Here is an 11,959-nt window from a genome sequence, read left to right on the forward strand (position 1 = left end):
TATAAAAACCAAAATCATAGGTTTCACTCATGGATAACAAGCTTGCAGCTAAACTAAACAAGATTACGGTTAAAAGTGAAGTTAACAGCTTTCTACCCAGGTTCATTTCACCACTCCAATATGGGTATCCACAATTAATACAAGGTACTTATACGTCCGAATCCGCCGGTTTCCAGCCTACTTCCTGAGACCACAGATGGGCTTCCTGCAAGATCTCCCACACTACAGGCCCTTTGCCCTCCACATACTTCGAACGTTGTTCCTTGTATAAACTCATGAGCCTGTGCTTTTCCTCCGCATACTTCAGGCAATCCAGTGGATGTTCTCGTAAATAATCCCTAAACAGCAATGTCATCTGCTCCGAAAAACTCCCTGCTTGCCTAACGTGTACATGCGTTCGTCTATTCCCAGGTGCTTCGCGAAAATATCTTTTGCTCTGATCCGGATTATCCTCCCTAAATACAAAGCCGACCCTTTCAATATCCAACTGGAAATCCGGTAAGTTATCAAGATGCAACACCGAAATTTGAATGTCAATAATGGGTTTGGCGTCTAAACCGGTGATAGAAGTTGATCCGACGTGGTCGATGCGAAGAGCTTTTTCTCCTAATGCCTCCCTCAATCTGGATCCCGTCTCTAGAAACAACGACCTCCATGCCGGGTCATGCGTTGCAATTCTCCATTGCTCTTCCATACAGGACCTCAACCTCGTTTCGATATGTATTGGCTATATCATAAATAACAATTTCTATCGCCCTTTTGTTGTTCATTATCGAGTGTTTCTTGTTCCTTCATGTAATGAGATTGAGAGTGCTTCTTCCCAATTACGTTTATCAATAGCTTCAATAGAAATTGGTATCATTTAAGGTCCTTCCCTTAAACCACTTTCTTAGTTGATTAATATGAGCTTGATGGTAACGATTATGGTCAGCCATATGCCATATTCCCCAGCGTAGTGTGGCTTGTTTTTCATGGTCATGTCCAAAAGTAACAACACGGTCCAAATCAGTATCTGTTAATTGCTCACATGTCTCTTTCAGCTCAGTTATTACTCCCTCATATTGAGAGATAAGCCTGTCCCTTGACACTCCACTCACCATCGGAAGGTTATTATTTTCATCGATCATCGGGCCGTATTGTTCTCTCAATGATTGGGGCAGTGGTACTCCCTTGAACCTGTAAACCCAGTTTAGATCAACGTATAGGATATGTTTTATTAACTGAGCCGTACTGTTGAGGTTATGATCGGGTCCCTTGTAGTCTACTTCCTCCTGTGACATTCCTTCTGTAATGGTTTGAAGTCGCTGGCTATTCTCTCTCACTGCTGAATATAGCATCCCAACTACAGGTGACATATTGGCTTGGCTTTGCAGGTCATGCAGCATATTATTTTTCCTCCTTGCCTTGTTCATAGCAGCATGTTGTAGGTAATTCCATGGAATATAACTACGGATTCGGATAGGTCTCTTGTAAGAACTTAACCGACTGGTTGATTAGAGCTTTCAAAATATCCACATGAATGTCTGCGACTTTATTAATATACACGCATGCTTTACCTGTCGTATGTTTCCCCAGGTCCTTTAATAGTGATTCTCGTTCTGTATCTCCGGTTGCAAAATATAAGCTGATTTTCGCTTTTCGGGGTGAGAAACCTACCAGCGGGGCATCGCCTTCATGTCCTGAATCATATTTATAATGATACGCACCAAATCCAATAATGCTCGGTCCCCACATCTTGGCTTCATAACCTGTTGTTTCAGCAAAAATATCCAGCAACGTATAAGCATCCTCACGTTTCTTTGGATGATCCACGCTCTCAATAAACTCAATAACGCTATTGTCTGTCTCTTTTGTTTTTTGCTTGTACATCATGATTCACTCCTTTTCAACCTGATTGGCAGATTGGATCTGTCCAGCTTCTCGCAGCTGATGATTCAGTTCATCCAATGATTTTTGCAGTGATTCCATTCTCCTCAACCCTGCGTATTGATTACTAATTATGCCTGCAAAACCAATAACCACGACTATAATGAGATAAAGCAATGGAATCCCTCCGTAGTGAATTATCGTTAATAGAACTATCAATGAGTTCAATAGATCATTAATTCGTTAAGTCTTTTATTTTCATTGAAAGACTCTCCCAGTCACTACTATATCCAACATTTGTCCCCCAACCTGCTGACCTTAGATCATCTCCTAATTGGATTAGCTCGTTAATTCCGTCATTGTCCAACTTGGTATTTGGAAATCCTGTAAATGTGGGGAATTTAGCAAAGTACTTATACAATGTCCACAAGTCATTTTCTTGGGATTCCGTAATCAATCCAGCATTCTTACCTGTAACCATTAGTTGATTGATACCTTCTGTAACATCCTCAATCTTCTCAAGAACTGTATTTTCGTCGTTCCACTTATTATCAACTTGGTAATCAATTGTACTCTCCAATTGAACTAAATCACCCTGAAGTCCAAAGGATAAACCCGAATAGATTTCTCTCAGGTGACTTTCCTTCCAAAATACATACGTGATCAAAATAATGTTGAATATGATGGAAACAACAATAATGATATTTTTGGTCTTCATTGATTCCCCTCTCAATTAAAAATACTTAGCTACCTTAAGCATCAAGAGTTCTCTTTCTGATCATTCTGATTTGGCCTCTGTGATTGATCTCATCCTCGAAAACATGAAACCACATAAAATAATAATTGGCCGATTTGTTATACCAAAATTCCTCTTCCTTGCTTAACCAGTCGTCATCTACGCTCTGAAAGAATTGAAGTGTTCTCCTTCTTACCTGGTCCATTTTCGTAAAATAAAAGGTGATATCATTGCCTTTGATCTTTTCCTGTCCTTCCTTCCCTAACTGAAGCGCCGGGCCCCATACCAATAATTCCTCTTCGTTCAGCTGCCGATTCTCAAACGTCGCCACCTGATAAGCGTATTCGACCCCCGCAAAGTGCAGCAGCAATGCTCCAATCGAGTTACTTTCCGAATCCAGCAAAAAATCCAGTTGATCGATGGATAGATCTTTGACTTCTTCAATCGTTGTATATCTGGCATAGTTCATCATTGAAATCAAGCGACTAATCTGAGGAGAATAACCCGGTATGTCACTTATCAGATAAATGTTATCCATGTTCATGATTTATGTTCCCTCCACTTTAGGTATGTACGACTTGGCTCATGATAAAATTCACAGCATCTTTCAAATGATCTGCAATATACCGTCTCTGTCACAGCCTATTACCATTTATCAGGGTTAAACTTTCTGTACATGGTTCCCGAATCAATATCCAAAAAAGCCAAGAATGATTTTTACCTTCTTCACCTTTTTATTCATAAATTTAATTCCCTCTTTTGTATCAATGATCATTACCTTTTTTCCGATCCATACTCTAACGTACACTGACTTAAGACTGAAGGGTTTAGTAAATCCCTTGACCTCGTTTTCCGTACCGTCTTCGTGTTCGAATTCCGTTCGGATGAACCAACGGTTTCCATATCCGATCTCTCTAAACTTTTTCACTGCATGCTCCTTTTCTAGACCACTCAGTTTAATCTTTGATTACAACCGCAGCTGCCGAAACAATATGTTTAGGTGGGGTCATCTTCTCCAGACCTTTCATTTTAATTTGATTCCGCAGGAATAATCATCTGTTGTACTTCTTGTACTCCAGGAATAAACCCGAGGTTATAATACACGGATTCCGCATCGTTTCCTTCCATGACATACAACCGAAGGATGGGATATTTTCCTTTCAGGATTGTCAAGGCTCTCTGCAGCATGTATGTTGCAATCCCTCTCCCTCTATGCGATGGGATGACACCAATACTATAGACTGCTGCCTCCGTGTCCTGTAAACAAATCCGGCAATTGGCGACAAGCTTCCCCGTATTTTTGTCATAAACAAGTGTAGACGCTTCCGTAAGGGTCTCATTGGTTAGAGCCGGATCTTCATCAGGTATGAACTGTTCCAACGAAGACTTATTTCTTCTTAACGCCTCAAAACCTCCTACAAAGCTTGCGAAGTCGCAATGAGCTATTTCATTTTCATTTGTAAATCGCTTGGTGCCTGTTTCATCTTCTATAATTTGAGGACTCTGGATGATCAGATCGTCGTCCCAACTCACGTCGTATAGTTCAGTGGGACGCTGCATCCAGCGGCATCTGAACTCCACTGGCCAAAATCCGGCTTTGGCAAATAAATGAACCTGGTCCGGAAGAATCTCAAAAGCTTTAATGGCCTGGGTTCGATCAGACCAGCTGACAAGAATCTTTTTCAGAAGCTTCAGTACCTCAAATGATTGATTAAACGGTGGAATGAAAAATAAGTGATATATATTATTGGGTTCCATCCGTACCCCGCCAATTTTTGATTCTCCCTGGTAGATCCAATACGCATTATTTCGGTTAGCATTGAATCGCTCTTCTCTAAAAAAACCAACAAAGCGCATATTATAATAGACCGAGCAATATACTCCCCACTCTTCCGGGTCAGCCTTACGAATAGAATATTCACTGGATAAATCATACGTTTCCATGTTTTCAGACCATTCAGCTACCTGCACTCGTCATTCCCCCACTTTCTATGCCTTGAATTCTTGTATTCTTCTGCCGTCATGCACTCGATCTGAGAAGTTTCCTTGTGTGAACTCGTGTATGACCTTATTCCAAAAGTGCTGTGCGGGCACATTGCTTTCAAGCTGGTGTACTTCCCAGTGCCCCTTATGCATATCAAATAGTTGTTTAGCTACCGCCGTGCCTATGCCTTCTTTTCTGTATTTCTTCATAATAAAAAACTCCGCAATGGAGAAGTACTTTCGCTCTGATTCTATGCATCTGACTAACACAAAACCGATATAGTTATCCTCTTGTTTGATGATATATGGAAATCGATGATCCACTTCGACCCAATAGTCTTCCAAATAAGGATAGGGCCTAAATAGACCATCATCTTCCACATCACAATCGATAAATTCAGAGAAATCATAAATATAGAATTGCATGAGATTTTGTATGATACCCTTATATTCCTTGGATGCTTGAATTAATTCATAATTCATATCGTGGTTACCACCTCACCTTTACTTAGCTATGTGCAGCGTCTTCTTAAAGGCTTCAATCTGCTTTTTATGATGTTTATCATGCGATATGAATGCCCTTACATACTTCTTAATACTGAATTTCTTCTTGTCTCCATCCTTATATTCTCGTGTATATTCTTCTTCGTTCAATCCCGTAATATCATGGATTATGTTCATTCGCTTTTCTACAAATTCTTCAACAATCGTATTCTTCGATCTGGTCTTTGAGTATTCCATCGCATTTGCATTAAATTCATCAAAGTTCAGATGCTTTACGGTCAATGGTTCGCCCTGTTTGATTTTATAGATAGCTTCCTCATAGAAATATTGATCCCACATCATCATATGCGCGATAACGTCTTTCAAAGTCCATTTGCCTTCAGCTATTGGCGTATTCCAAACCTGCTCAGATAGACTTTCCAACTCTCTCACATAAGAAGTAAACGACTTGAATTCCTCAATCATTTCATCCGTAGTTTTAGCCATGATTATATCGCTCCTATAAATGATTTTGTTCACCTTACTTTAAGATCGAATTCCTCGGTTTGACCGTTCCATTCTACGCGAAAGCTCACACTGGAATCTGTCTGAGGGATTGCTCCGTTACCTGCTGTATAGCCAACAAAATATACGTCCTCTGCATTCTTATTAGCAGATGTCGTTCCCCATCCCGATCCAGCAGTGGTATCGTAACTGTATTTGATTTCTCCATACGGCTTCGTACCGTCTCCAATATATTTGAAAACCAGTTGTCTTTTATGATTGTCTTCCCCTATTTTTTGGAGAGATATAAGGTTTGCTGCCCAATTGTCAGCTGAGCCCTTGTATTCATTTAGAAACTCCAGCTCGGAGACCTCTATATCATAAATATCATTAGCCATTAATCCAGAATAGACAGAAGACTTCGAGTAACCGCCACTGAGCAAAATGCCCAATAACGCCAAAATTATAGTTGCATTTTTCAGGCTGCATTACTCCTTCCTTGCTTTTAAGCATTTGATCTAAAGTTGTATACGTTGTACCTTCCATTATCGGAAGAGTATTTTAATAGATTCCCATCCTCGGGTTCACCTATGAAATAGGCTCCGATACAACCTGTAGTACATCTGTGTCCAGAAATTAGTATGTTTACATCACTCGTCCTGTGTTCCGCCTCAAGTTCAATCATGAATTGATACACTCTCTTCATAAAACCGTTTATATCCTCGATACCCTCATATACTTCAGGGTCAGGTATAGGACCAGCCATGCTCACTTCCTCTCTATGCCGGAGATCTGCTTCACCGAGATCAAAAACATCAAGTCTTGGGTCAATCACAGCCTTCATACCACTTACAATCTCTGCAGTTTGAATAGCCCTTTCTTGGGGAGAGGAAAAAATATAATCAAACTTTACATTCATCATTTCATCTCTCAAACTCTCAGCTTGCTGGATTCCGTAATGGTTTAATGGCAAACCTCGTCTGCCTTGGAGTCTCCCTTCCTTATTCAGATCGGTCTGCCCATGCCTAAGAACTTAGATCATGTCACCAAGCCTCCTTTGCCACCATTGAATCAAACTATATCTTCACATTTCTACCATTCCAAATGTATTCTGAATAGCTCTCTCATAGTTTTCCCACACAAAATAAAATGGACCTATGTTTAGTGGTTGGTTCTTGTGCTCCAGAATAAAGTCCTTCCAAATAACTACATCCTCATCCCGATCCACTTTCACAGAGATATAACCGCACTCTTCGTCCCCGCACAAAGGGCATACTAAAATGGGATATCTATAATACAGATACTCATGGGGTTCCTTTAACAAAAAGTATTGAATCATTTGTCTTTGATTTTCTTCAGTTCCCCATCCCAGTGCTGGTACCAGATCGTGCCTCTTAAGCATCTGATATAGAGACTTTCCATCGATAATCAGATCTGCGAATGTTGTGTTTTTATTCCCATCCTGAGATGGATCTAATTCATCATACCGACTGGAAGGTTGAGTTTCTAAAACATTTATTGTAGTCATTACTAGATTCTCCTTGTTGTTTATCCTGCTGATAACTTATAAATAAAATAACGCTTTTCCAATTGTAATAGTTATTACATTCCCAAAAAATCTACAGCCTTTTCTTCAGAAAATACTGAACGATGCCCTCTGGATATTCATCGATGACTCCAAACACTTCATAGCCCATCTTCTGATAGAACTCTGGAGCCTGGTAGGAAAACGTGCTGGTGTGAGCAAGTTTGCACCCCATACTTGAGGCTATGCTTTCCGCTTGCAAGAGGAGAGACTTCCCACTCCCGTGATTTCTATATTCCTCGTCGATCCAAAAGTTATCAATATATAATGTCTCGCAGTATGTAGCACAGAAGATTCCACCTACAGCCTGGCCTTCCATATCCCTCAGAAATAGATTGATTCTTTTGCCTGGCTTCTTTAATAAACCTTTCGTTTCTCTTACATTGTAGTTATATAAACGATCACAAATGGCTTTGTAGTCTTCCTCATGCTCTTCATATACAATCTGTAATTCAACATCTTGCTTCGGGCTATTCATCGATCTATAACCTCATTTCATTCGTTAGATTTGTTTGCTCACTGGGTTCGTTCATCTTATAGGTATTTCTTAAATGCTTTGCTTGACCCTCCATCGTACCCTAGTTTTTCATAAAAATGATGTGCCTCGATTCTGGATGCTCCACTGGTTAGAAATATTTTCAAACAATTTTTCTGTATACATATATTTTCGATAGCCTTCATCAGTTCTGAACCGTATCCCCTGCTCTGAACATGCTCTGTAATAATGACTCGTTCGACTACTCCAAACGGTCTATTCTCTACCAGGGCATCCAGACAAATATGTAAGTGCGCTGTACCCATGACCTTTTGATCAATTTCACATACAAGCAAGAAACTGTTAGGATTATTTTGAATCTCCTCAATCCGTTCTCCCAACACTTTTGTATTCAAGTTGTTTGGCAATAATTCTTTGTACAAACATTCAATAGCCTGCGCATCTCTTGGTTCTGCTTCTCTGATCATCACGCTCACGCTCCTTATGTTCTAAAAATAATTAATTCAGCTGATAACTCAATATAATGTCTCCATTGTCTTCAACTTCGCCTGTGTCCAGGAATCCAGAAGCTTTATATAGCGTGTTAGCCACAACGTTATGCGGTACATGAGACACTCTGATCTGTTGACAATCAGCTCTGCTTTTTAGTTTGTTAATCACTTCTCTAATAGCTTGTTTGGCATAGCCTCTTCCTTGGTATCTCTCATCAATCATAAATCGCAAAATCCAGTAATATCCATCACTATAGATTTCATTGTCAAATAGAATGAAACCCACCATCTGATCCTCCGCATAGATTCCGTATGGCTTGGAAGTAGTCTCCTTGATTGCATGAATGAGCGAGTCCGAATTCGTAGCGACCAGGTTCATTTGCTCATCCCGTGGTTTAAGGTTAATGCATTCCAATTCGTTTTCTTTCGTTATCAACCTTAGCGTGATGTTCTCTACTGACATGAGGGCCTCCCCTTAATCATTTATCATCGTTTTACCATAATCCATATGTATACTTGAACTTGAACGAGCCAGTCCTATAATTTATCCAATGCATATACATCTGGAAAACTAAATCCATCATAACCCAAATCATGGTATATGCGAATAATTACTTCCTTTTTCAAAAGAATCTAATTTCTTTTAACATCACGAAAAACCACGGTTTCCCGTGGCTTCACATGATTTCTGCATTTCCCTTATACAGTTCCACTTACCCTCTGCCCCTTGTACCAAACCGCCTGCCGGGCAGATTTGCGGGCAACGGCTTCCGCCGAGCAGCTTGCCTGAACCAGTACAAAGCTCGCCGCATCGCCTACTTTAGGCCAGACTTGATTCCCTTCCGAATCCAGCGGTGTAACTCCACCCGTGATGAATCCAAGAGACTGGGACAACGAACGTTCATCATTGTATCCATACAATTCGGCGAAGCGCCCTGCTTTCTCCAGTTGATCCCCACTGCCAAAAGGTGACCAATGATCGGTCAGGCTGTCTGTGGCCAGCTTCACGTTGACCCCCACGCGATGCAGCATCGGAAGGGGCATAACCATTTTGCCGATGGGTACCGTTGAAGCCACGCTCATGCCGAGAGAGGACATACGCTTCGCCATATCCTCCGCCTCCTGCTGCTCCGCTTGAGCGAACCAGAACGCATGACTCACCGTGACCTTCCCTTGAAGTCCTGCCTCTTCCGTCAGGTCAGCGAGTCGCTGCAGCGTTTGCTTGCCCGGCTCATTGCGATCATGCAGATGGATATCAATCCCCGCCTGATGCTGCACAGCCAGATCTACCATGGCATGCAGCGATTTCTCGATATGCTCGTCCACTGTATGAGGATCAAGTCCACCCACAATTGTAGCCCCTTCTTGCATGGCTTGGCGCATTAACTCCACCGAATTGGAGCGAATCAGCCCATGCTGCGGAAATGCCACAATCTCCGAGGAGAGTTTGCCTGAGAAAGTTTCCAGTGCCTGTCTGGTGGCCTCAAGCCGTTTCAATCCACTGACGGGCTCAATGTTGCAATGGCTGCGTACATGAGTGGACCCATAGCCCTGAATCAGATGCAGTATACTCTCCGCTTGACGTTTCGCATCCGGCAGCAGCTTGGGCAGCAGCACCTTCTCTTCTTCAATCCGTTCGAAAATGCTGGATATGCGCCTTACGGCTTGCCAAGGTCCATCGTAATACGTTTTATCCAGGTGGATATGTGCTTCTTCGAACGATGGCAGCAGCAGCTGCCCTTTACCATCATATTGAGGCAGATCCGTCTGAAGTTCCGCTCCCTCATCCTTAATCTCAGTAATGATTCCGTTCTCCACCCGGAGATGAGCCTTCTTCGTCTGTGTTCCCGTTACCTGGCCCTCTTCCGTAACATAACCTTGCTCCATCGTTACGTTGGTCAACCAATATGCCTGATTTAACATGTCATCCCTCTTTCCACGAAGTGTGCCGTGCATGGTATCGATCATCTGCTCTATGGTACCATAGGGGTGAACGAGGCAAAAATATGTAAAACGTTGGTGTTCCATACGAGGATCGTTTGGATCTGACTAGCGGAAAGGTGTACACTCAACATGCGCAAATGGCTTCATATCCTTGCAAGTGCAATCGCAATCACACTTTTTATGATGCTGTACTATTCAGTAACCGGAACGTCCCTTTCAAAAGTGCATTGGGGTTCGTACACGGTGATCCTCCTACTTGTTCTAGTTATTCCACAGACGCTCGGAACGATAATCAGAGAACGCAAAAACAGGCACAACTAAGTGCCTGCACCCTATCCATCGACAAAACCACTGCTCTTCAAAAATGAAACCTCTCATGCCCGCCATCCGTCACGCCTTCAATCCGCTCTAAGTCTAGCAGTCTGCGCTTCAACTCCAAGCCTCCGCGGAATCCGGTCAGTTTGCGGTTGGCACCGATAATGCGGTGACATGGTAACAGAAGGGGAATGGGATTCGCACCGTTCGCCGCCCCAACTGCACGAACCGCCGTAGGTCTGCCGATTGCAACCGCAATGTCGCCGTATGTGCGAACTTCACCATAAGGGACACGTCCCAGCTCCTTCCACACCTGCTGCTGGAATGCTGTGCCAATCAGATCAAGTGGAATCTCATCCGTATAACGAATTTGCTCCCCTGCAAAGTAAGCTTGCAGCCAGTCCACCATGCCTGTCCCCTTTATGGCTTGTTCATCTTCTGCCAGCTCTGCTCCCGGGGCAATCCGGGCAATCCAGCTGCTCCAGTCCTCTAACGTTTCATTCGGCATGACAATACGGCAGATCCCTAGTTCCGTAGCGATCAACACCCACGGACGTCCGTCCAGCTCCAAGGCAGACCATATGATCTTTTTTCGCATGTGTCCACGCTCCTCCCTATTGAGTATTTCATTTCGTTTCTTTCTATATAAAGAAGGTTCCGCTGCTAAACACGAACAGATCTCTTGGTCTTCCGCTTCATGCTGCGAATCATCTGCTTGGTCTCCGGATCCACGCGATAGGACTCCGTTATTTTCTGCAGAGCTTTATTGTAGGTGAAATCATCGAGCGTATTGTTTTTCAAATAGTGCATCGTCACTTCCGGCTGCTTCACATAGGCCATCGATATTGCCCATGCTACCGCCATTTTGACGTAGTACGCTTCATGTTTAATCTGATCCAATGAGACCAGAACCCGATCAATGTATGTCTCATCCAGATAAAAGTTCAATAGCATGACCACGCCAAAACGTATCTCGTACTCCTGATCCGACTTCAGATAAGGTTGCAGGAAATTCCACACGGATTCTGCATGTGCCCTCGTATATTTCAATCCGGCGCAGAAGCTGTCACATATCGACCAGTTATCAATCTTGGGAACAAAAGCGGCGACATGCTCCAGCCATTCATCCAGATCCGCCTGGACATGACCAATAACCATAGCCTGCAGCATCACTTCTTCGAAATAGTCATCGTCAGCCGTCTTCAGGTACGCACGCCAGTCCCCTGCAGCGAGCTTTTTCGCCATCTTTCGTAACGTAGGCAATCGAACACCCATCAGATTCGTAATATTGGGAATCAATGCAGCCGAGAATTTTTGGTACTCCGGTTCGGCCAGACTGAGCAGCTGTGTTCTGATCTCTGTTTCCACTCGTGCAAGTCCTCCTCATCAGTTACTTGTACAACTTGTACAACCAGTATATCTCCGCAGCGCCTATTTGTAAGCCCGTTCCGAATGGTTGAGCAAGATTTCAATAGCGCAGTTCATGCTTCACTCATCCCATTTGCTGTTTACCTCGCTTACATTGCGTTTAAAAATACGGAGCCCCGCCTCTAGAA

18 protein-coding genes and 1 pseudogene are annotated in these 11,959 nt (G+C 42.8%); 1 reads left to right on the forward strand and 18 read right to left on the reverse strand.

Annotated features, from left to right (window positions below; translation table 11 throughout):
- Positions 1-148: 148 nt before the first annotated feature.
- The 16 genes and pseudogenes from MHB82_RS23025 to MHB82_RS23100 all read right to left on the reverse strand — a co-directional run bounded on the left by MHB82_RS23025 (position 149) and on the right by MHB82_RS23100 (position 10,067).
- Positions 149-694 carry a GrpB family protein gene (locus tag MHB82_RS23025; RefSeq protein WP_341175943.1) on the reverse strand — a complete coding sequence of 182 codons (546 nt, stop codon included), beginning with the start codon at positions 692-694 and terminating at the stop codon, positions 149-151.
- A gap of 148 nt (positions 695-842) precedes the next feature.
- On the reverse strand, positions 843-1,385 hold the full coding sequence (locus MHB82_RS23030) for a DinB family protein (RefSeq protein ID WP_341175944.1): 543 nt from the start codon (positions 1,383-1,385) through the stop codon (positions 843-845).
- Between the two features lie 61 nt (positions 1,386-1,446).
- Positions 1,447-1,869, reverse strand: a complete 423-nt coding sequence (locus MHB82_RS23035; RefSeq protein WP_341175945.1) for a DUF1801 domain-containing protein — start codon at positions 1,867-1,869, stop codon at positions 1,447-1,449.
- A 232-nt stretch (positions 1,870-2,101) separates the two neighbouring features.
- A complete protein-coding gene (locus tag MHB82_RS23040; protein ID WP_095359703.1) occupies positions 2,102-2,584 on the reverse strand; it encodes a hypothetical protein in 483 nt (160 codons plus the stop codon).
- A gap of 34 nt (positions 2,585-2,618) precedes the next feature.
- Positions 2,619-3,140: a DinB family protein gene (locus MHB82_RS23045; protein ID WP_437126847.1), complete on the reverse strand. Its 522-nt coding sequence runs from the start codon at positions 3,138-3,140 to the stop codon at positions 2,619-2,621.
- A gap of 150 nt (positions 3,141-3,290) precedes the next feature.
- A complete protein-coding gene (locus MHB82_RS23050; protein WP_095359705.1) occupies positions 3,291-3,530 on the reverse strand; it encodes a DUF3977 family protein in 240 nt (79 codons plus the stop codon).
- A 101-nt stretch (positions 3,531-3,631) separates the two neighbouring features.
- Positions 3,632-4,546, reverse strand: coding sequence for a GNAT family N-acetyltransferase (locus MHB82_RS23055; protein ID WP_341175947.1), 915 nt, complete (start codon positions 4,544-4,546; stop codon positions 3,632-3,634).
- 45 nt (positions 4,547-4,591) lie between these two features.
- The gene (locus MHB82_RS23060) at positions 4,592-5,068 is read right to left on the reverse strand and encodes a GNAT family N-acetyltransferase (protein WP_341175948.1); all 477 of its coding nucleotides are present in this window, start codon (positions 5,066-5,068) and stop codon (positions 4,592-4,594) included.
- Positions 5,069-5,089: 21 nt separating this feature from the next.
- On the reverse strand, positions 5,090-5,575 hold the full coding sequence (locus tag MHB82_RS23065; protein ID WP_095359707.1) for a DinB family protein: 486 nt from the start codon (positions 5,573-5,575) through the stop codon (positions 5,090-5,092).
- 29 nt (positions 5,576-5,604) lie between these two features.
- Positions 5,605-5,970 carry a hypothetical protein gene (locus MHB82_RS23070; RefSeq protein WP_146239896.1) on the reverse strand — a complete coding sequence of 122 codons (366 nt, stop codon included), beginning with the start codon at positions 5,968-5,970 and terminating at the stop codon, positions 5,605-5,607.
- 107 nt (positions 5,971-6,077) lie between these two features.
- Positions 6,078-6,605: pseudogene (locus tag MHB82_RS23075) on the reverse strand (histidine phosphatase family protein); the annotation flags it as partial.
- A 51-nt stretch (positions 6,606-6,656) separates the two neighbouring features.
- Positions 6,657-7,100, reverse strand: a complete 444-nt coding sequence (locus tag MHB82_RS23080; RefSeq protein ID WP_341175949.1) for an oxidoreductase — start codon at positions 7,098-7,100, stop codon at positions 6,657-6,659.
- Between the two features lie 91 nt (positions 7,101-7,191).
- Positions 7,192-7,635: a GNAT family N-acetyltransferase gene (locus tag MHB82_RS23085; RefSeq protein ID WP_341175950.1), complete on the reverse strand. Its 444-nt coding sequence runs from the start codon at positions 7,633-7,635 to the stop codon at positions 7,192-7,194.
- Between the two features lie 56 nt (positions 7,636-7,691).
- Positions 7,692-8,120, reverse strand: a complete 429-nt coding sequence (locus MHB82_RS23090) for a GNAT family N-acetyltransferase (RefSeq protein ID WP_341175951.1) — start codon at positions 8,118-8,120, stop codon at positions 7,692-7,694.
- 31 nt (positions 8,121-8,151) lie between these two features.
- Positions 8,152-8,607 (reverse strand): GNAT family N-acetyltransferase, encoded by a 456-nt coding sequence (locus MHB82_RS23095; RefSeq protein ID WP_341175952.1) that lies wholly within the window; start codon positions 8,605-8,607, stop codon positions 8,152-8,154.
- Positions 8,608-8,843: 236 nt separating this feature from the next.
- Positions 8,844-10,067: an amidohydrolase family protein gene (locus MHB82_RS23100; protein WP_341175953.1), complete on the reverse strand. Its 1,224-nt coding sequence runs from the start codon at positions 10,065-10,067 to the stop codon at positions 8,844-8,846.
- A 150-nt stretch (positions 10,068-10,217) separates the two neighbouring features.
- Between MHB82_RS23100 and MHB82_RS23105 the strand changes: the two genes are divergently transcribed.
- Entirely contained in the window at positions 10,218-10,409 is a 192-nt protein-coding gene (locus MHB82_RS23105; RefSeq protein ID WP_341175954.1) for a hypothetical protein, read from the forward strand.
- Between the two features lie 37 nt (positions 10,410-10,446).
- On the opposite strand, the gene MHB82_RS23110 is transcribed toward MHB82_RS23105, so the two are convergent.
- Both MHB82_RS23110 and MHB82_RS23115 read right to left on the reverse strand, forming a co-directional pair.
- Complete coding sequence (locus MHB82_RS23110) at positions 10,447-11,001, reverse strand: methylated-DNA--[protein]-cysteine S-methyltransferase (protein WP_341175955.1); 555 nt, start codon at positions 10,999-11,001, stop codon at positions 10,447-10,449.
- A gap of 65 nt (positions 11,002-11,066) precedes the next feature.
- Entirely contained in the window at positions 11,067-11,771 is a 705-nt protein-coding gene (locus MHB82_RS23115; protein WP_341175956.1) for a DNA alkylation repair protein, read from the reverse strand.
- Positions 11,772-11,959: the final 188 nt, after the last annotated feature.

The sequence above is a fragment of the Paenibacillus sp. FSL K6-2862 genome, from assembly GCF_038005125.1.
Lineage (GTDB): Bacteria > Bacillota > Bacilli > Paenibacillales > Paenibacillaceae > Paenibacillus > Paenibacillus illinoisensis_A.

Coding starts and splice junctions, on each gene's coding strand:
- MHB82_RS23025 (WP_341175943.1), bottom strand. CDS start 694: ATGGAAGAGCAATGGAGAATTGCAACGCATGACCCGGCATGGAGGTCG.
- MHB82_RS23030 (WP_341175944.1), bottom strand. CDS start 1,385: ATGCTGCATGACCTGCAAAGCCAAGCCAATATGTCACCTGTAGTTGGG.
- MHB82_RS23035 (WP_341175945.1), bottom strand. CDS start 1,869: ATGTACAAGCAAAAAACAAAAGAGACAGACAATAGCGTTATTGAGTTT.
- MHB82_RS23040 (WP_095359703.1), bottom strand. CDS start 2,584: ATGAAGACCAAAAATATCATTATTGTTGTTTCCATCATATTCAACATT.
- MHB82_RS23045 (WP_437126847.1), bottom strand. CDS start 3,140: ATGGATAACATTTATCTGATAAGTGACATACCGGGTTATTCTCCTCAG.
- MHB82_RS23055 (WP_341175947.1), bottom strand. CDS start 4,546: ATGGAAACGTATGATTTATCCAGTGAATATTCTATTCGTAAGGCTGAC.
- MHB82_RS23060 (WP_341175948.1), bottom strand. CDS start 5,068: ATGAATTATGAATTAATTCAAGCATCCAAGGAATATAAGGGTATCATA.
- MHB82_RS23065 (WP_095359707.1), bottom strand. CDS start 5,575: ATGGCTAAAACTACGGATGAAATGATTGAGGAATTCAAGTCGTTTACT.
- MHB82_RS23070 (WP_146239896.1), bottom strand. CDS start 5,970: ATGGCTAATGATATTTATGATATAGAGGTCTCCGAGCTGGAGTTTCTA.
- MHB82_RS23080 (WP_341175949.1), bottom strand. CDS start 7,100: ATGACTACAATAAATGTTTTAGAAACTCAACCTTCCAGTCGGTATGAT.
- MHB82_RS23085 (WP_341175950.1), bottom strand. CDS start 7,635: ATGAATAGCCCGAAGCAAGATGTTGAATTACAGATTGTATATGAAGAG.
- MHB82_RS23090 (WP_341175951.1), bottom strand. CDS start 8,120: ATGATCAGAGAAGCAGAACCAAGAGATGCGCAGGCTATTGAATGTTTG.
- MHB82_RS23095 (WP_341175952.1), bottom strand. CDS start 8,607: ATGTCAGTAGAGAACATCACGCTAAGGTTGATAACGAAAGAAAACGAA.
- MHB82_RS23100 (WP_341175953.1), bottom strand. CDS start 10,067: ATGTTAAATCAGGCATATTGGTTGACCAACGTAACGATGGAGCAAGGT.
- MHB82_RS23105 (WP_341175954.1), top strand. CDS start 10,218: ATGCGCAAATGGCTTCATATCCTTGCAAGTGCAATCGCAATCACACTT.
- MHB82_RS23110 (WP_341175955.1), bottom strand. CDS start 11,001: ATGCGAAAAAAGATCATATGGTCTGCCTTGGAGCTGGACGGACGTCCG.